The sequence below is a fragment of the Legionella shakespearei DSM 23087 genome, assembly GCF_000373765.1.
Taxonomy (GTDB): Bacteria; Pseudomonadota; Gammaproteobacteria; order Legionellales; family Legionellaceae; genus Legionella; species Legionella shakespearei.
In genome coordinates this window covers 72,633-91,547 of record NZ_KB892385.1, presented here as the reverse complement: position 1 = coordinate 91,547, position 18,915 = coordinate 72,633, and the positions used below count along the sequence as shown (strand labels likewise).

Below are 18,915 nucleotides of genomic sequence, written 5' to 3'. Positions count from 1 at the left end.
CAGAGCACCACAGTCAATACGCTGCCTAAATCCAGGCAGGATTTGTAGCCCGTATTAGGCGCCAGCCGTAATACGGGATCGAAGTGGCAATAAGTTCATTCCCGTATTACGGCTAACGCCTAATACGGGCTACGCATCCAAGAAGCCCCGAATCATCCAAAATGATATGCAAAACCTGCAACCGGTCCTGCAATATTCATATTCCATTTGAAATAATGGATGCCCTGTCCATGACTGTAGTTTTGATGTAAAAAGCGATAGCCCAAATAAAAGCGGGTATTTTTGAAATGGTTAGGAGATTGATAACCGGCAAAAGCGCCCCAATTATAGCTGGAAGAATTATTCCCTCGACCAAAATCAAGCATGGCCTCAAGATTAAAGGCAGGAGTCACTATGTAGTTAAAGCGTGAACCAATAATACCATCTGTCCATGCTTCCCTTTGCCCTGCATGAAACCTTCCTATAGATAATTCTGTAGTATTATTGGTATATCGCACCCCAATATAAGGCTCAAGATAATGCGTTTTAGTCTGTTGCAGGTAAATTCTTCGAGACATTCCAGCCGCCGCAATAGTCATCTGGCTGGTTGAATCAATACTCATTTTGTCTCTTGTCTGTGCGTCAGATACTTTGGTATATAAACCATTAAAAAACACGCCCACCTCATCATTATAGGCCTGAGCCCAGAGCATGGCGCCAAATTTCAGCTCTTTAATCAGATCCACAAAGCGTTCATCTACGTTAACTTGCTTATCCGCTATTTGTACCGTCCCTTTTAAACCACTAGCCCAAAGATAAGGAGCCACTTCTGCATGCCAGGTGGATGCATGAACAGAAGAAACTAACAAAAGCGCTGGAAAAAAAGCCGTGTATCGCATGTTTGGAATATCCTTATATCTGTAGTCCAGATTAATACCTCTCAATAATCGCCGCAACCCCCATCCCGCCGGCAGTACAAACACTCAAAAGAATACGCCCCTTACCCTTTTCTTTTAAGATAGCAGCAGCACTGGCCACAAGACGCCCTCCCGTTGCAGCAAAAGGATGACCCAGTGCCAGGCTGCCGCCTTTAATATTCATTTTTTCCTGATCGATGGATCCAAGTGGTTTGTCCCGCCCCAACACCTCTTTGCAATATTCAGGAGATTCCCAGGCTTTAAGCGTACAAAGAACCTGTCCTGCAAATGCTTCATGGATTTCATAATAATCAAAATCCTGCAGGGTCAGCTTATTGCGCTCAAGTAATCGTGATACGGCAATGGTAGGAGCCATCAATAGACCTGCACCATGCACGAAATCAACAGCAGCTACCTCACAGTCGCTAAAATAGGCCAAGACTTCAAGGTTGTGCTCTTTAGCCCATTCTGGAGTACTTAATAAAACGGCGGAAGCACCATCGGTCAGAGGAGTCGAGTTGCCTGCAGTTAAAGTACCCTGTTCTGATGGATCAAAAGCAGGTTTTAATTGAGCAAGCTTTTCCATACTGGTTTCTTTACGGGTAATAGTGTCTCTTTTCAAGCCGTCAATGCTGGTAATCAGACCATCGTAAAAGCCTTCATCATAGGCTTTGGCAGCATTTTGATGGGAACGAAAAGCCAATTCATCCTGCGCCTCGCGGCTTATCTTCCACTCTTTAACCATACGTTCACAATGCTCTCCCATGGATAATCCTGTCCTGGGTTCACGCACTGCGGGTAATTTCGGTTTTAACATACCGAAGCGAAATTTCCCCAAGGCACTCATTTTCTCTTTAAAACTTTTAGCATTTTTAAAATTCAGCAAGAATTGGGTTAATTTACGGTTGCCAATCAGAGGTACATCTGAATTGGTATCAGTACCGCCAGCAATTCCTACCTCAATTTGGTCACCTGCAATTTTTAAAGCAATCAAATTGGCAGCATCCAGTCCGGTACCGCAGGCCCGCTGGATGTTCATACCTGGAGTGTCTGCAGAAAGTGCGCTGCCAAGAACCACTTCGCGAGCTAAATTCCAATCCAGGGGATGATTAATTACAGCACCGCTAATAAAATCACCTATCAACTGACCTTCCAGATGTGTTTTACTCACCAAATCATTGACTGCAGCACTAAGCAACTCCTGGTTTGTTTTACTTATATAGTGAGTATGAGATTTAACAAATGGAGTTCTAGACCCCGCCAATATAGCCACTTTCTTTTTTAAACTCATGAATAATCCTTTATAATCAAGCTAATGATTAATCATAGCATTAGATATTAAAAAAAACTGTAGCCTTGATGCAGCGATAGCGAAATCAAGGTTTTCATATTCCTAATGTTATGAAAGTTAAGGAAAACCTACTCCGCCGTCCCGCGGCTTGTCCGCGGGATCCAGAGATCTAAGCTCGGAGTGACATTTCTGGATCCCGCGGACAAGCCGCGGGACGGCGGAACGTCTATCCCCCAAAAGTAAAAGTGTATAGTTCAAGCCCTGGAGCTTCTGTGCGTAACTCCAATACGCCACTTTCAGATTGCTTTAAATCAACCACTTCATATAAGCCATATTTATCAACTACAACTGTGCCATCCACCACATCTTTACCTTTATTTTCTATAAGAGGTTTACCGTTTAGAAAGAGTTTGACCGGAATAGGCTTGTTGCCACTTTTCCCCATAACGATGAACACTTTACCCGCTTTGAAATGAAATTTCAGGGCGGCATTTCCCTGGCTGGTAATTTTATCAGACTGAACCAACCATTCTCCGGCCAGAGCCCAGGCATTTTCAGTCAGCGAAGCTGGAAACTGATACGTTTTTGTTTGATCGGTAATGATTTCCGGGCTCAGCGCAACATCAGCTCGTTTGTAACCAAGATAGGTTTCAGGAGTGATAAAATAAGACGCCAGGCTGTCAATGGGCATAGGCGTATTCGTTTTATTTAAACCAAGCAAAAAGCGAATATTATTTTCCGTTACATCATAATTACCCTCACCAAAATGCTCGTACACCACCTTCCCGTCTTTATTGATGAGGTAATGCGCTGGCCAAAAATGATTGGAAAAATTTTGCCAGGTGGTAAAAGAATTATCCAGGGCAACAGGATAGTGGATGCCGTAATGTTTAACTGCAGCCCGAACATTATCCGCCTCTTTTTCAAAATCAAACTCAGGAGTGTGGATACCGATAATCACCAATCCTTGGTCATGATACTTGTTATACCAATCCTTTAAATAAGGTAAAGTACGCACGCAATTGATACAGGAGTAAGTCCAGAAATCCACCAATACAACCTTGCCTTGCAAATCAGTCAAGTTTAAAGGAGAGGAATTAATCCAGGATTCTATACCCCCTATTTCAGGAGCCTCATAAGGACGCCATACCCCTTGTTCGAGAAAATTCGCTGTTCTTATTGGGGTCTGCTCTATTATTGACGATGAAATCAGGCCTTTTTCCTGAGCAATCATAAACCCAAGATTGAGGAAAAGAATCACAGCCAGGATTTTTCGGGTGAGTCCGGCATGTCGTTTAAAGACAGGGAACAACTCTCGGATTTTGAAACCATAAAGGGCAATAATCAGCATGGGAATAGCCGCACCTGCGGCAAAGGCTAATAGTGTAAAAAAGCTCATAAGGTTTGTTTGCTGGATTACGATTTGAACAATAATGGTGGCCAGTATAGGACCTGCGCAGGGAGTCCAGATGATTGCAACCAGGCCACCTAATAAAACCCCACCCCAAAAGCCACGTTCCTCTTGATGAGGCGCGATAGCAGAACCAATTGAACCAAAGCGTTGGGTTAAACGATTAAACTGTTCCGTCAGATAATTGGAAAACAGGATAAGCGCAAATAAAAATAACAGGCCATAAGCTGTATAACGGACGCTGCTTGAATCAATTCCCCAATAAGAGATTAATTGTCGTGCGAATAATGCAAACAAAGCAAAAACGAAGATAAAGCCAATAATAATCCCAAAAGAGCGACGCCTTGAACCAGATAAAGAACCGGCAAGAATAATAGGTAAAATGGATAAGATACAAGGAGAAAGGATCAGGACAAAACCTTCCAGAAAGCCCGCTAGTACCGTTAGCAAATCAGTGTTCATCGCAACACAATATGAGATAAGTTCCATTAAGTATAGGCTGCTTTCCACAAGATGTAGCACAATGCCGTAGCCCGGTCTGCTTGCAGCCGGGATCGACGTGGCACCATCCCGGCTGCAAGCAGACCGGGCTACAAATCACCGCAATCCGCAATGAACAGTTACAATATTTGCACATAATTTACACATCAAAAAATAAATTGAACCTATACTTATCCATGTAGGACAAAATAAGCACACACCAAAGGAGATTTGTTATGAACACACGCGCACTGTGTTTTGCGGGGGTTTTTCGTCTTATAGCTATGGTAGGTCTGTTATTTGTCGCAACAAGTTTCACATCGGTTTCTAATGCCGCTCAGGGATGTGGATTTGGTTATCATCAAAGTATTTATGGTGGATGTATTTTGAACCATCCCGGTCCTGGTGCCAGACCCGCACCTTATCATCCAGGTTGCTGGCGCAATGCCTGGGGTCAATTACGCTGTTACAGATAGTTATAACAACCTTGAGGCAGATACTGCCTCAAGGTACATTCAAGCAATCCAGTTAATCCTCCCGTTTGCAACTCATTCCACAACATCCTCCCACACAGGCAGATACTGCTCCTATGAAAAACAACAGAAAAACACAAAAGGCACCGCAAGATAGACTGCTGGCAGGAGCAGTAACAGTAACCGCTTTTTGAGCATCTGTATTAGGTACAGATACCGATTTAATCACAACAGGCTCTGCCGAGGGATTTTCCGCCTGATTTACAGGAGACAGTACCAACACTGATTTTGAGATACTGCTTGAATAACTGGAAAGATAAGAACTCATCTGAGCGCCCAGTACTGCTGCGAAAAGAAGAGCCAAACTCCAGGTTGTAAAACCATAGACAATGCCCAGGTTCCTTTGCGGACAATAAAAACGGCCAAGATAGCCTGCTGCATAACCCGCTACAAACATGGAAGCAATAACACCAATAATCAGGCCAAGAAAACCTCCTGCAGCAAGGACAATTGCGCCCCCCTGATTTAAATTAAAGGCTGTTAACCCAATGGCCAGACTAAACAGATTGAGTAAAAAGCCCAGACCCACGCCAACCAAAGCGCCAACTACAATGGCAGACCAGCTAATACGTCTAAAATGGTGATGGCAGTGTCCATGTTCCAGTTCAATTTCATTGTTCATGATGTTCATCCCTAATCTTGATTAAAATATATGAGAAACCAGCCAGATCAGTACTAAAATAGTGGCAGGAACCCCTAACAACCAGGCTATTAAATATTTTAACATGACAATCTCCTTATCAAATTTTTATTAAAAATGAGGCTGGTACAACGGCCTGCTGCATTAATAAAAAATCATTATTTCGTCTAACGAGAGGTAAAACAGAATGTCTTGCTAGATGTCTAATTATAGTACATTGTGATTGTTTACACATAATTGGAGTTCGTAGCCCGTATTAGGCGCTAGCCGTAATACGGGATGGTTCATACCTAGATCCCGTATTACGGCTAGCGCCTAATACGGGCTACAATATTAAATTACCTGATAAAACGTACTTTAGGCATTACCTCTTCAATCCATGCACGTACATAACTTACCCGTGGAAACCATGAAACATCCCCATATGCCGCATTACCGCTTCCATCCGAATTGATGCCAGCTATTGCCCAGCCATTTTTAGTTTCAATCCATGCCGGACCACCGCTGTCTCCAGATCCAAGAATGCCGCTAAGCGGTGAAACGGGTTTTTGAATTCCCTCTTCATCCAGAGGATTTGGCATTGATCCATCTTCTTTAGGCAGCCACACTCCGAAATAACTTCCGGCATCCCCTTTAGTTGGTAGAGGGGTAACCGCATTTTCGACAAACTCGATTAAGCCAACAGCGGCGGCAGGTTTATCCTCCGTATCTATAGAAGTGTCTTCCCCTTTAACACCGGTTCCACGCCAGCCATAACCAATAAAAGTGAGCATCTTACCTTGTTCATCAGTCCCATCATAAAGTGCGGGTTGATCTCCTGCACCAGTCACTTCTTTGTTCAAGCGTACAATAGCAAAATCAAACCCTGTCCTCTCATCATTATTCTCATTCCATAAGGGATGTAAATAAACAGCATCCCCCTTGTACTCACGGCCATTTATGGTCAGATAAGAAAAGGCATTGGCCTTTCGCCCCTCTGGGAACATATGCCCCGCAGTTAAGACATAACCATGGCCGGCGTAATTACCAATCCAGGATCCGGAACCACAAACTAAATCAGACTTCAGATAAATTAATGAGGCAAATTGAGGAGCCAAAGCCAATGCTTCAGCCTTTTTAAATCCGGATTGCTTAAACGTGCTGTCAAGGATTATGACGGACCATGCCGGTGCGATGATAAAAGCAAGCAGACACATTCCAACCACGAAGCCAAGTCGTTTGCAAGCGTTCACGATGTCCCCCATCCCTGTTGATATTTCTGCTCCCCTCACTATTCTGAGTATAGCATTCCTATAAATACAATGATGATTTTTTGTGCGACATTGAGAACAACGAAGTAACAGCGTCAAAGATCTGTTACTTCGTCAAAAAAGATCAATTGGCCTGAGAAAAATTTATGCTGCTTTGAGCCTGATTTAAAGTCGGAAAAAAATAACCAAGCTGCTCGCTTAGAATGGCAATACTGCCATCGGGGAACCACTGCCCGTCAGTGGGTTTCGCTCCCTCATGCCGGTACAGGATGCTAAGCATATTATGGATTTGTCCCACAGTAACTTCAGAACCGCGCCCACTCTTTAAGGCTTGTTGTCTCAAGAATGTTATTGATTCACGTACTTTTGCCAAATCATACAGCAACACTTCATCGGCAGGCGGATTGCTGTAACTGTGAATGGCGATTGTAAAGTGAAATTGCAGAGCCGGATTATCCTTATAAAAAGAGGACTGTTCGAATTCATCCAGCTTAGCCAAAATACCGTGGTATTGCTCATCACTGATGCTTTTGTAATTTTTATCTATTAAATGGATCATTTGCCCCAGATCCTGGCCTAAAGTCGAACTGTTCATTGTCGCTTTAATAAAGGGGCTAATGCATTTATTTTTGAAAATTCTCAGAGCTCTTAAACATTCTCCTGTATAAGTATCGTCAAAGTCTAAGTCGTCCAGATTTTCTACATTGCTAAAGGGCACTTTCAAGTCTTGTGTCGACAAGAAGCCTTCATGGCGATTTATTCTCAATGGCTGGTAATGTTTCTCGCGTTCATAAGAGTATCTGGGACGATTGGGCCCCACGAAGGTCTCTAATAGTGGCGTCAGGTTATAGTCGGCCAAATCGGTATAAGTATTGGAGTTAAATTTAATAAAATATTTCCCATCAGCCTTAGTAAACACAAACGTCATACGGGAGTCATTATCCTGACTAAAAAGATGAGGCGGTTGAGCATTAAAAAAATCCAACAGATGTGCCTTGTGTATTTGGTGATGGATTGGAAAAGTGACCGACAGTTGATTGTTGTCTGATGACATTATTGAAACCATTGGCCGAAATCTGGATTCCAGACATTGGCCGTATAGTCTATGGTATACAGGTTCATAAAAATTGTTGTTACGTTCCGCTGCTGTTGCATTGCTTGAGCGGGAACCCTTTGTCTTCTTTACTCTTATCATTCTTACATCCTTATAAAAATCAACGACATACTGACCCTGAACAGAGCGCAGGAGTTATTCTTATGCTGATTCACATTCAGTCGTGTCAAATTAGCTTACAAGCAAATTTAAAGTCAAGCAGAGAATGAGACATTATCAATAGATTCCCTTGCTGGCAGTTCTGCATAGAACAAATTTTTAAAGTTAAAAAATATTTTCAAAAATCACGAAGTCAAGACTGTTTTTTATTTTTTTCTTTGTTAAGATACTTAGGTTCATCCCTCAATCTGAAATGTTCCATCTTGTGGATAACTTCTCAAGCACTGATGCAAATCAAATTATCAATTTAAAAAGAAATACAGTAAAAGCCCAGATACCTACTGCTTTATAACGCTTTTTCCCTGTCACAAAAATTAATTTAATTATCCACAAAATCTGTGGATAATCCTGTGAACAGAATGTTTATCACCATATAAATCCTGCATCATTTTGCATGTTTCCAAATTCACCAATCTGCAGGTGTGATAAAAATAGCCATAATCACTGTAATACCGATATCTTTCGCCAGGACGGATTCAGAGACCCACTGCCATTAAGTTAACGGCAGTTTCGGATAAGAAAGTTGTTTGATCCAGTCGTTACTTCGATGCCGTTCGGGCTGAGGAAGCGCGATAGCGCTGTCTCGAAGCCTTGGCATGGTGCTAAGGCTTCGAGACGAGGCTAACGCCTCTCCTCAGCCCGAACGGCATCGAAGTAACGACTGGAGAAAACAACTTTCTTATCCATAACTCACGCTATGTCAAGGAATTCCGCCGTCCCGCGGCTTGTCCGCGGGATCCAGGAATCTCACTCCGAACTTAGATCTCTGGATCCCGCGGGACGGCGGAGTAGCGCTTAACTTAACGGCAGTGTTCAAAAGCTTTATAAAACCATTGCATCATTGGCCGGCAGTGCTTGCACTCTGGCCTCCTCAATGAAATTCATTATCTTTTCAAACAGACTTGGGAGAAATTCACTGTAACTTTTGAAAAAAACCAGATCACCATTAGCTGGGGCAGTTGGATTTAACAATCCCTGAAATCCTTGGCCTGTTGCTTGCGTGATGTTATAAATATTATCGTCAACGAGCATAACATCTTGTTTATTGGCGATACCAAATCCGTATTTTAAATTAGTCCAAATGTAGTTTAAAAGCATGCCTTTATCAGAGCAATTTAAAAATCTTTGCCTGTTAATATTGAAAAAATCCAGATTCATCCCTTGTGAAGGAAACAGTTTTTTAATCAGATCCTCACCATACATTTGCCCTAGTATGCGCATCATGAGATGACGCTCATAGCGGGCATTAGTCAGAATCATACAACTGATTAACCGCTGCATGTCCCCTGTTCGTTCATAGTACTCTTCATTGATTTCCACAATACGTTCAAAAACTTCTTTCCATGAATCGTGGCTTAAAGCACGAATCCTGTAAACAACTAAACCCTCAGTGCAATTCGCTCCCCTGACACAACCTTCACTTCCTTCCGGACTTAAAGTTAATTCAGCACTATTCCTTAAATGATTAGGCGCATCTGGATAAGCTTCTGTACTGATTAGATTTTCATCCAAATCAAGGACGAGCATAATACGTCTGACTTGCATATTCATCCCTTAACAACGATTCACTGTAACAGTTTGCAAAACATAGATTATACAATATTGGATCACATAGATCAAAAGAAAATCACCCGTATGAATGATGTAGCCTGGTCTGCTTGCAGCCGGGATTGTGCCGCTTCAGATTTCGTAGCCCGTATTAGGCGTAGCCGTAATACGGGAATGAGTTCATTGCCACTTCGATCCCGTATTACGGCTGACACCTAATACGGGCTACAAAAGCTTAACATAAATGGCAGGAACTCCAACCCTTCCGTGATATTTCAGAGGCTTCATGAAGCAGTGAATACAACTCTGAATTTATATCACATATTTCTATAGCGGCACTGCCCTCATTAGTCCGAAACTCAGCATCTGCCCCATGTTCCAACAACCAGGATGCTGTTTCCAACTGACCATAAAGCGTGGCATGGTACAATAAAGTCCATCCATCCTCATTGCAGCAATTAACGTCTAAACCCAGATTTATCAAATACGCTAACTCATCTAATCGACCTTGTTCCACCAAATACAAAGCGTACAGTATTATCAAGTCCTGCCCTGTTCCACTGCTAATTAACAGCTGCAAAGTTTTTTCGTCTGTTTTAGAGACCAGTTTTTTAAATATTGGTAATCGCACATCATAATTCAATTGCAAAGGAATAGCCCCGTCATTGTTTTTAATAGTCGCATTAGCATGACGTTCGAGCAGCCAGTGAACTATTTCTTGCCGAGTGAAAACTACTGCCTGATGCAATAAAGTCCAGCCTTCTCCGTCCTGAGCATTTATATCCAGACCTTTTGCCAGAGCAGTACGTAAGCCCTTAAAATCATCTGCAGCGATCATCTTCATCGCCAAAAAGTGCAGTTCCCGGCTTTTAATTTGTTGTACCTTTGATGCATCAATGTTTAGGGACAGGAGTTTAAAAAGTGGCGTTTCAAGATCGTCCATAGAATTAATTTGAATACATTCCAGCGGAATACCGCCCATGAATCCTTCTGATTGCCTGTTGGGATCAGCTCCCAAATCCAGCAAGCGGTTAACTACATGGTAAAGCCCCAAATGAGCCGCCCGGTGTAAAAAGGTCCATCCCTCAAAGGTAGCATCCACATCATCAAGCTTTTTTTTGTTTAATAACCGGAGAGCAGCCTGTTCTTTTCCGGCATCAATAAGAGAAACAATTTGCCCAAACAGGGAATTATCGTAAGGTGCATTAATGTCGTCATAATAAGTGGAAAATACCAAATCATAAAAGCGTCCCCCTACCCTCACTACACAGTGCTGACTAAAGATAACCTGATCATTAACAAAAAGATCAGGAAAGGGATCAAAAGGCTTCAATGGTGGACTGGTCTCTGAAAATTTCTCACCAAACTTTTTACTCGCCCTATGTTTGGTAGTCACTTTAGACACATCACGAATACCAATTTTTTTGCAAAGAGCCATGAACGCCTCAGATAATTCAAAACAATTCAAATTCTGCGCTTCTGAACAATTCAAGGGAAGAATATGCTCAGCAGTGAGGCCATTCCCATCCGGAAAATAAGTCCATTTATTATCAATAATGAATTTTAAAAAAACCTTAAACAGTAAATTGGCCTTTGCAACCTCATCGTTGAGGATTAACCGATTTGCTCTTCTCTCTTTTTCATACAGAACCAGTATACGGTTTTGAACAGAACAATTCGTTTTTTGATCAAATAATGAATACATTCATAAACTCCAATTACTGGTCACTATTATACCACAAACGGGATTAATATTCTGCCTGCGTACCAATACAGGCTTTCTTCTAAACGACAGCTCCATTATACTGCTCAGGAATTATTTGGAGCCTGCTGTGCAAGATAAAGACTTAATTAGCCCCTACTCATCCCCCTGGCAATTTTTATGGCAGAACATCAAACCTTATCGCTGGTGGTATGTCTTGATGTTTCAGGCTCCGGTTCTAACAGCCCTGTATATCTTTGCTAACAATTACTCTTTAAAGTTATTAATTGATAACTTTTCTACAGGGTCAACGATTGAATACCACCATTTAATATTCCCAATCACCTTGTTTATTATTGCTCAAATTACTCTGGATGTGATTTGGCGAATCAGTGATTTTGCAGAGTGGAAAGCTGAGCCTTATGTGCGTAAAAGCCTGCTCTTAAACGCATTTGACTATGTGCAATACCATTCTTTTCAATATTTTCAAAACACGCCCAGCGGAACAATTATCAGTAAATTAAAAGGCTTACTGGATGGCTATAACAGTATATTTTCCAATGTGCATCATGTTGTTGGAAAGCACTTTTGTGTCATTGTTGTGTCTATATTTGTTCTATTGATAGTCAATGTCAGTGTGTTCTGGTTTCTACTGGCCTGGTGCATCCTCTTTATCGCCATTATGCTGCCTATGGCTATAAAACTGAATGACTACTCTAATGAAGCTGCAGAAAGCAAACATCAGGTCATAGGCTTTTTTGCTGACAATATTACCAACATATTTTCCCTGTTTTATTTTGCCAAAAGAAAGTCTGAACTAAAGCGTGCCGCTGAATTAATGGACAATGACTACATTCCCCGTCAGTTAGACTTGTACAAATATGATTTTAAATTCAATGTCATTGGCGCCGTATTGTACTGGTTTATGCTCATTACAGTATTCCTTTTTATGATCTATCTGAGAAAAAACTCTGAAATATCAACAGGGGACTTTCTTTTTGTCATGTTAACTACCATTACTATTTCTTTTGATTTATGGAGTTTCATGAGCAGCCTTTGTGATTTTATGAAAGAAGTTGGCGATTTTAAATCTTCTTTTTCCATTTTGGCGTTGGCTCATGAAGAACCGCAAAATCCAGCTGCAAAAGACTTCCACATTCAGCATGGGCAGATTGAATTCAGGAACTTGTCTTTTGCTTATGGGCAAGGAAGTCCGGTGTTTTCCGATCTCAATCTCAAAATTAAGGCAGGTGAAAAAATAGGACTGATTGGCCATTCTGGTGCCGGAAAATCCACCTTAATTTCCTTATTATTAAAAAATTTCAAACCAACGAAAGGTACAATTTTCATTGATGAAGAGCCTGCTGACTTGATTACCGCAGATGCCATGCGGCGGCAAATAGCACTCATTCCCCAGGATATAATGCTCTTTCATCGTACGATAGGTGAAAACATAGGTTATGCAAAAGATAATGCAAGCCTTGAGGAAATCAGACTAGCTGCTCAAATGGCCAATATTGCTGAATTTATTGAATCACTTCCCGAGCAATACGACACTTTGGTTGGCGAGCGCGGGGTAAAACTTTCTGGTGGGCAGCGTCAGCGTATTGCTATAGCGCGAGCCATGTTAAAAAAAGCTCCTGTTATTATTCTGGATGAAGCAACCTCGAGTCTGGACAGCATTACAGAACAGGAAATCCAGCAATCCATTAATTTGATTCTTGAGCAAAATAATGCCACAGTTATAGCGATTGCCCACAGACTTTCAACCATTCGCCATATGGACAGAATAGTGGTGATGGAAGGAGGTACAATTATTGAAGAGGGTACATTTGATCAATTGATAAATAACGAACAAGGCTATTTTAAAAAGCTGTGGGACAGCCAGGTTAACGGAATGATTTTATAATTAAGGAAAGCGAATGCACATTTCAATCTTAAAAACGCTCTTACTGATGTTTGTTGTTCTTTTGCCTTTCAATACTTATTCCGAAATCATTACAGAGAAGAGCTCTTCGCTGATGATGGATAAAAGCTGTCTTGCCAATGGCCAGGCAGATTTGGCGGCACGCTTTCCTGGCATCAGTGCAGAAAATGCAAATTATGTCGCCATTTATGGCTGCTTTTGTGCCTATAAAGCGTCGCAGAAGAGTTTACTACCCGCTGCTGCGGCTGATTTTCGTAATGACAGAAATTGTATTCCTTATGCGGTGCTGAGAAATGCAATACGCTATAAAATGTTGTCGAAGAACACAGCAGGTGTCGACATCCAAGCCTTGTGTATGGCCAGTTATCCCTATGATGTCACTGATGACAGCAAGAAAGAAGATGTGTCTGCCTTTTGCACCTGTGCAGCCGCACCTGTTGCAACGCTCTATTCGCAAATTAAGCCTTTAAAATTAAACGAAGAACAAATTTATGAGAAACTAATAAATAGTGTAAATGGTTGCCGTTAGGGGTACTGCCTTTAAGTTAAGGAGTAGAGGTTTATTCAAAATAGGAGTAGCCTTGATGCAGCGATAGCGGAATCAAGGTTTTCTTGTGCACATCTTTGCTATTCCCCGCTCTACGTCGTCCTGAGCGCGTCTTTTTGCGCGAAGGATCTCCAAATACTGGCACCATGCCGCTTTCAGGAGATCCTTCGCGCAAAAAGACGCGCTCAGGACGACGTAGATCTGGGGACGACGTGGATTCAGGGTAAAGTGGTTCCAAATAGCACAGTGCGTAGCCCGGTCTGCTCGCAGCCGGGATCGAAGTGGCACAAATCCCGGCTGCGAGCAGACCGGGCTACAAAACCTCTGAAGTAAGTGCCATTCATTGCCTGCACTTATACATCAATGGCTACTACAACAAATTTTCTTTTTCCTGCTCAAGCCATGCCAGGAAGGCTTCTCTGTCGGATTTAGACAAACTGGAAAATTTGTTTTTGACTGATTCAATAGGGTGTAATTTCTTTTTAGGAGTTTGCGGAAACGCTTCTTTCAAGCCCATTTTTCCCTGCACCACGTGTTCATAAGCCTGGGGATCTTTCATTTTCAACTTTAACAGTTGCCCATCGCTCGAACGGGATCTGGAGGGTAAATAAGTAATTACGTTTTCTTCAAAAAGTTCAGGATTAGGATCATCCTGTTCTGACAAGTCGCCATGCAACTCCTTGATAGGGATTTTCTTTTCTTTTGCATAACTTCTGACACTGGTATCCACTTCACCAAGCACATCGCCCCAGTGCCCTGCATGTTGTGTTTTTACATTCATAGCAGAACGCAACAACCACAGCATGTCATTATTGGCTATACCAAGGCCGTCTGGTGTCTGATTAAGGGCATACTCACCAAAATTTCTGTAAGAATTAGTTCGTTTTTTCCACACATCCCTTGCAATAATCTGAGAAATTATTTTCGGTAAATCCTGAAATATTAATTGATTTGATTCGGCGATATATTGATGAGCACGCGCATGCAACTCATCGTCAGAAGGTATTGACTGCTGTTCATTTCCTGCATATTCGGGTAATTCTGTTGATAACATTGTAACTCCACCGTCAACTTTATAAATATGTTCTGGCACGTTCACCAATAAGGCATTTATCTTAAGCTGATAAGGAGGTGAAACTCAATAACTTACATCAAGTTTTAGAGCTTAACTTAAAATAGGCGTAGCCTTGATGCAGCGACAGCGCTGAGTGCTCCTCTCATAATTTTAATCTCGTAAAAAGATGTAAATAAACAGGATGCTCATCGCAAGTAGCCCCTCCACCGCCGGGGGAGGGTGCCCGACAGGGTGGGTGGGGGGATCAAAAAGAGAACTTATTTAAGGTAAAAAGGTCTAAAACAACATGGTCTATTTGATAGAAACTCCTTTTTTTGATCCCCCATCCGCCCTGTCGGGCACCTTCCCCCGGAGAGGGGAAGGCGATCCTGCATAGGTCTGAGTGGTACTCAATATGAGAGGATCATTCAGCGCAATAGCGGAATCAAGGCTACAGTTTTTTATATATTTTAATCAATCGCAATGGCAGTGAGCCGTAGCCCGGAGCTAGCTCTATACCCTTTGGTAGAAGTGATTCCCTTCCCGTGGTTCATTCTCAGGATGATTTTTTGATTGATCATTGAGTCGTTGCTTTCTGTTAGCAAAACAGGATAACGAAACTAATGGCTGCTCCATTTTAGTTTCTTTATGTTGCTCCAAAAAAGCAAGATTATCTTCCAGTAGTTTAACAATTGACGTTAATCGTTTCGAAAATGATTTATCATAAAGATCAATAATCCATAAAATATTGTGAGGAGAGCATAACTCCCTGTCGATTAAAAATTTAAGGCCAAGGATAAAATTTTCATTAAAAAACAAATCGGATAATAAGCTGGAATATTTGTGTTGACTTTGAAGGGGACGTAAGTCAAGGACTTTCAAATAATTACCGCTTTTTATTAAATGATGCGCAACAATTAATCTCAGAAAAGTAATAAAATTCATGTCACCTGTACAATGATAATTCGATTGTATTTCCTCTAGCTCCTGAGTTGAAAGCCTGGACTCTAAAATTGTGAGCTCAAAAGGAGAATCAATAGATCGAAGGACCTCTCCATACAGGTGGTAAAAATCAAAACCAAGTCTTGTCATAACCAGATTAGCAGGCACGTATTTATTAAGAACAATTAAAATCTCCAGTGCCTCATCGGGCTTTTTAGTAGTATTCCCCAGAATGTTTAAGCATCCCGATAAAAGAAATTGCCTCGCCTCTTCTGGGGATTCTTCATCAAATTTGAACATCCCAAATAATTTGGCAATATCCTGCATGTTAATAACTGCATACAATTTATCAAGATTTTCTTTAAACTCCCCTAAATCCTTTAATTGGTAAAATCTATTTTCAAATACAGCTTTAAGTATATTGGTATAGACCTCTTCAACCAGCATGTCACTACCTGCTGGATACCTCAAGAAAGGAAAGAGAACACTCCCTGCAGAAGTACCACGTCTTGACTTCAATTTCCTTATAGCCTCATGGTTCCGCTGTAAATACCCAAGTTTATCTTCATACATACGAATAATAATGTCTATTTGTTTTGCGTTCATTACACTGCTCCTGGCTGCCAAATTGAATCGGGAAGATAGTTCCCTCACTGTTTATGAGGGGAATAAACCGTTGGCCAAGACTGTGCATTCATCCTCATTCTTCATGACAATTTCAGTCTTAACAATACCTCTGATAAGTGCCAATTCTGCACGAAGATCATCAAGAGAAAGTTCCTCTGATTCATCAGACAAAGAATCATTTGACGGTGCTGAAGGTAATGATTGATGAGGTGTTACCTTTTTTGTCTTAATTAAAGGCTTATGATTTTTTAAACGCGGTGTGTCATTATCGTCATCGTAAGATAAATTCTGGGTACTCCATCCTGATTCATCCCTTATATCTTCATCTTCTGAGGAGTTTAATTTCAATAGTGAACTGAATGCCAACACACTCAAAATGCTGCCATTAGGAAGCAAATTCGTTGAATTGTTCTTTTTGAGCTCTGGTGATTCGCTCTTTTTAAGCTGTACTCCTTCACGTATCTGCAATAAAAGCGCCTCTCTCAATTGATATTCGTCTTGTCCTTCCTGTACTTTGGCCGAAGCTGAATTTACCCTGCTCTTAACATGGAATGCAGTCTTGAACTCGGTTATTACAGGAGCAGGTGCTACAGGTATGTTACTGGCAACAACTGTACTTCCGTCATCTGTTGCATCATTGGACACGTGCATCACTTGCTGATTTTGAGACTCAGTGTTCTGCTCATTGTCCCGAGCTTGTGCCATTCTTAAATTACAGGCATCAATTAGTACCTTAAGCTCTCGCTGCTGTTGCGCAGTTAACGTAACAACTTTGGTCAACGCTTGAGCAGTAGCACACATTGATTGTATGGTGCTGCTATTCGCCAGAAAGAACTGGTCATCACTAATAATCAGGCTCAGGATTAATGTATCAATTAATATTCTGAATTGCGTCTTTTGTAACTTTTTAATTCTGTTCAGAACTCTTTTATATTTATATTTTATTTGAGCATCTCGTACCGCATCTGCGGCTTGAGTCACCTTCTTTACCAAAGTGTTATTCTCCGCTAATCCTTTAAACTTTGCAGAAGCTTTACCTAGAAATTTATGCTTTTTATTATGCTGTTCTTTTGAGGCTGCTGCGGGTGGTTCTTTCAGAGAACTATCCAGTTGTATGGCTTCATCGCATAATTTTTCTATTTTCAGTTTCAACTCTTCCAGCCGCTTGCAATAATCTATAAACCTCTGGCGGCTCTTTTGATTTATGCTTTCATTCGCGACCTTGGCAAGTGCCTGTTCTTCCCTTTCAGAGTTTACCTTGCTAAAGAATGAAGAATAGGATTTAAACAAACGTTGCGATTGATGTGCCATCTCGGAAAAACGATCTTTTTTCGTTAATTCGACAGCAAGATCAGCGTGTTCAGGAAGAGCTACAGCTTTTTCTTCAAGAGGTAATTCAGGCAGTTCAACCGGCGGCGGTAATGGGATGAAATCAACTGCATTCGCAACAGGTGGCACTACTTCAGGCTCTATAGCTTCTTCCACGACTTCGTCCTGAACACTGATGTGTTCATCGACCAGGATTTGTGGTGTTACGGTTTCTGATTCATTCGTCTTATCTATTTGCGGCGCATCCTGTTCGCAAACACCCACCTCATGAACAGGTAATGTTATAGTTTCCTCTGATTCTTTGATTAATTCTGTTTGTAGTTCTTCCTGTTCTGCAACAACCGGTTGAATATTTATATCTTCATCCACAGGTGGTTGTGGCGCAGGGTCTTCTGGAACGAACAGCATTTCTATTTGTGATTCCTTCAGTTCCACCCCATCCTCTTGCAAGTCAGGAACATCAACAGATGGCAGTGGTGCAGGGTCTTCTGGAGCGGACAGCATTGTTTCTATTTGTGGTTCATCCAGTTCCATCTTATCCTCTTGCAAGTCAGGAGCATCGACAAACGGCAGTGGTGCAGGATCTTCTGGAATTGTCAGCATTGTCTCTATTGGTGCTTCTTCCTGTTCCACCTCATCCTGTTGCAAGTCAGGAACATCAACAGGTGACGGTGATGCAACGAGTTCTTCCTGCTTATCGTTTTCTTCTGACAGATTGTTCTCTATGTCTGGACTATCAACAGGAGATAGTGGCCTTGGTACTTCCTGCGCCACATTCACTTCCATTTGTTGTTCAGCACTGTGCGTTTCAACTTTTACGGGCTTTAAATTCAACAGAGCAGAAGTAATCGCTGTGCGCCACATCTTATTTAAAAAGGGCTTCTCACCTGCGTATCTCCGTGTGATGTCTTCCAAATCTGACTGTTCCAGGCTTTTGCGGGCAAGCAGGCTCTCTACACTGGACAAAAGCCCATGGTAGAAAACAGATGCTTTATTGGTAGTCCCGAATAAATACTCAAAGCGGCTTACTTGCGACTCCTCTTCAAACAAGGCCAGTTCAGTCAACGCTTTAACTTTCAGCAATCCGCGTTCTTGTTCATTACGTGCTGTATCCAGATAAATGTTTGATAAATTATCAATGACTAATTGGGCTGATTCAGACAAGTCATTATTATCTGGTGATTCAAGAATGGTGATAATATCGTCACTGCCCAGATCGCCCTTTGTTTCATTAGATAAAGCGATTAAATTCAGAATAGGCTCATCAAAGAAAGAACGAAATCCCAGCCAATGAAGGGTTCTCTTCACAATGCCAATATAATGTTTATATTGCACTATAGATAAATCTACAATTTTTCTGTTTTGAATATACATGATCGTACCTTGGTTAAATAATTCATTTATGTTTCATCCTGTTGTCAATTGAATAACAGCATGAACAAAAGAATTATGATTATACGACTTG

14 protein-coding genes are annotated in these 18,915 nt (G+C 41.5%); 3 read left to right on the top strand and 11 right to left on the bottom strand.

The window, feature by feature from the left end:
• Nucleotides 1-152 precede the first annotated feature (152 nt).
• The 3 genes from B094_RS0103430 to B094_RS0103420 form a co-directional block, all read right to left on the bottom strand.
• The gene (locus B094_RS0103430) at nt 153-878 is read right to left on the bottom strand and encodes a hypothetical protein (RefSeq protein WP_018576398.1); all 726 of its coding nucleotides are present in this window, start codon (nt 876-878) and stop codon (nt 153-155) included.
• Between the two features lie 31 nt (nt 879-909).
• The gene (locus B094_RS0103425) at nt 910-2,187 is read right to left on the bottom strand and encodes an acetyl-CoA C-acetyltransferase (RefSeq protein ID WP_018576397.1); all 1,278 of its coding nucleotides are present in this window, start codon (nt 2,185-2,187) and stop codon (nt 910-912) included.
• A gap of 226 nt (nt 2,188-2,413) precedes the next feature.
• Nucleotides 2,414-4,087 (bottom strand): cytochrome c biogenesis protein DipZ, encoded by a 1,674-nt coding sequence (locus B094_RS0103420; RefSeq protein ID WP_248619528.1) that lies wholly within the window; start codon nt 4,085-4,087, stop codon nt 2,414-2,416.
• Nucleotides 4,088-4,314: 227 nt separating this feature from the next.
• On the opposite strand from B094_RS0103420, the gene B094_RS0103415 reads away from it, so the two are divergent.
• Complete coding sequence (locus B094_RS0103415; RefSeq protein ID WP_018576395.1) at nt 4,315-4,554, top strand: GCG_CRPN prefix-to-repeats domain-containing protein; 240 nt, start codon at nt 4,315-4,317, stop codon at nt 4,552-4,554.
• Nucleotides 4,555-4,606: 52 nt separating this feature from the next.
• Here the strand turns inward: B094_RS0103415 and B094_RS0103410 are convergent, their stop codons facing one another.
• The 5 genes from B094_RS0103410 to B094_RS0103385 all read right to left on the bottom strand — a co-directional run bounded on the left by B094_RS0103410 (nt 4,607) and on the right by B094_RS0103385 (nt 11,027).
• Complete coding sequence (locus B094_RS0103410; RefSeq protein WP_018576394.1) at nt 4,607-5,233, bottom strand: hypothetical protein; 627 nt, start codon at nt 5,231-5,233, stop codon at nt 4,607-4,609.
• A 356-nt stretch (nt 5,234-5,589) separates the two neighbouring features.
• Nucleotides 5,590-6,483 carry a trypsin-like peptidase domain-containing protein gene (locus tag B094_RS0103400; RefSeq protein ID WP_018576393.1) on the bottom strand — a complete coding sequence of 298 codons (894 nt, stop codon included), beginning with the start codon at nt 6,481-6,483 and terminating at the stop codon, nt 5,590-5,592.
• A gap of 142 nt (nt 6,484-6,625) precedes the next feature.
• Nucleotides 6,626-7,696, bottom strand: coding sequence for a hypothetical protein (locus B094_RS0103395; protein ID WP_018576392.1), 1,071 nt, complete (start codon nt 7,694-7,696; stop codon nt 6,626-6,628).
• A 900-nt stretch (nt 7,697-8,596) separates the two neighbouring features.
• Nucleotides 8,597-9,319, bottom strand: coding sequence for a hypothetical protein (locus tag B094_RS0103390; RefSeq protein ID WP_018576391.1), 723 nt, complete (start codon nt 9,317-9,319; stop codon nt 8,597-8,599).
• A 238-nt stretch (nt 9,320-9,557) separates the two neighbouring features.
• Entirely contained in the window at nt 9,558-11,027 is a 1,470-nt protein-coding gene (locus tag B094_RS0103385; RefSeq protein WP_018576390.1) for an ankyrin repeat domain-containing protein, read from the bottom strand.
• A 127-nt stretch (nt 11,028-11,154) separates the two neighbouring features.
• Here B094_RS0103385 and B094_RS0103380 point away from each other — a divergent pair, with 127 nt between their 5' ends.
• Together B094_RS0103380 and B094_RS0103375 are read left to right on the top strand one after the other, a co-directional pair.
• Nucleotides 11,155-12,933 carry an ABC transporter ATP-binding protein gene (locus B094_RS0103380; protein WP_051078195.1) on the top strand — a complete coding sequence of 593 codons (1,779 nt, stop codon included), beginning with the start codon at nt 11,155-11,157 and terminating at the stop codon, nt 12,931-12,933.
• Nucleotides 12,934-12,946: 13 nt separating this feature from the next.
• Complete coding sequence (locus tag B094_RS0103375) at nt 12,947-13,480, top strand: hypothetical protein (RefSeq protein WP_018576388.1); 534 nt, start codon at nt 12,947-12,949, stop codon at nt 13,478-13,480.
• A gap of 388 nt (nt 13,481-13,868) precedes the next feature.
• Here the strand turns inward: B094_RS0103375 and B094_RS0103370 are convergent, their stop codons facing one another.
• From B094_RS0103370 to B094_RS0103360, 3 genes are all read right to left on the bottom strand, one after another.
• A complete protein-coding gene (locus tag B094_RS0103370; protein ID WP_018576387.1) occupies nt 13,869-14,552 on the bottom strand; it encodes a hypothetical protein in 684 nt (227 codons plus the stop codon).
• A gap of 513 nt (nt 14,553-15,065) precedes the next feature.
• Complete coding sequence (locus B094_RS0103365; protein ID WP_018576386.1) at nt 15,066-16,100, bottom strand: hypothetical protein; 1,035 nt, start codon at nt 16,098-16,100, stop codon at nt 15,066-15,068.
• 51 nt (nt 16,101-16,151) lie between these two features.
• Nucleotides 16,152-18,824: a hypothetical protein gene (locus B094_RS0103360; protein WP_018576385.1), complete on the bottom strand. Its 2,673-nt coding sequence runs from the start codon at nt 18,822-18,824 to the stop codon at nt 16,152-16,154.
• Nucleotides 18,825-18,915 lie beyond the last annotated feature (91 nt).

What these genes read in the sequence shown, in the direction of transcription:
- B094_RS0103430 (WP_018576398.1), bottom strand. Translation starts at nt 878, where the DNA reads ATGCGATACACGGCTTTTTTTCCAGCGCTTTTGTTAGTTTCTTCTGTT.
- B094_RS0103425 (WP_018576397.1), bottom strand. Translation starts at nt 2,187, where the DNA reads ATGAGTTTAAAAAAGAAAGTGGCTATATTGGCGGGGTCTAGAACTCCA.
- B094_RS0103420 (WP_248619528.1), bottom strand. Translation starts at nt 4,087, where the DNA reads ATGGAACTTATCTCATATTGTGTTGCGATGAACACTGATTTGCTAACG.
- B094_RS0103415 (WP_018576395.1), top strand. Translation starts at nt 4,315, where the DNA reads ATGAACACACGCGCACTGTGTTTTGCGGGGGTTTTTCGTCTTATAGCT.
- B094_RS0103410 (WP_018576394.1), bottom strand. Translation starts at nt 5,233, where the DNA reads ATGAACAATGAAATTGAACTGGAACATGGACACTGCCATCACCATTTT.
- B094_RS0103395 (WP_018576392.1), bottom strand. Translation starts at nt 7,696, where the DNA reads ATGATAAGAGTAAAGAAGACAAAGGGTTCCCGCTCAAGCAATGCAACA.
- B094_RS0103390 (WP_018576391.1), bottom strand. Translation starts at nt 9,319, where the DNA reads ATGCAAGTCAGACGTATTATGCTCGTCCTTGATTTGGATGAAAATCTA.
- B094_RS0103385 (WP_018576390.1), bottom strand. Translation starts at nt 11,027, where the DNA reads ATGTATTCATTATTTGATCAAAAAACGAATTGTTCTGTTCAAAACCGT.
- B094_RS0103375 (WP_018576388.1), top strand. Translation starts at nt 12,947, where the DNA reads ATGCACATTTCAATCTTAAAAACGCTCTTACTGATGTTTGTTGTTCTT.
- B094_RS0103370 (WP_018576387.1), bottom strand. Translation starts at nt 14,552, where the DNA reads ATGTTATCAACAGAATTACCCGAATATGCAGGAAATGAACAGCAGTCA.
- B094_RS0103365 (WP_018576386.1), bottom strand. Translation starts at nt 16,100, where the DNA reads ATGAACGCAAAACAAATAGACATTATTATTCGTATGTATGAAGATAAA.
- B094_RS0103360 (WP_018576385.1), bottom strand. Translation starts at nt 18,824, where the DNA reads ATGTATATTCAAAACAGAAAAATTGTAGATTTATCTATAGTGCAATAT.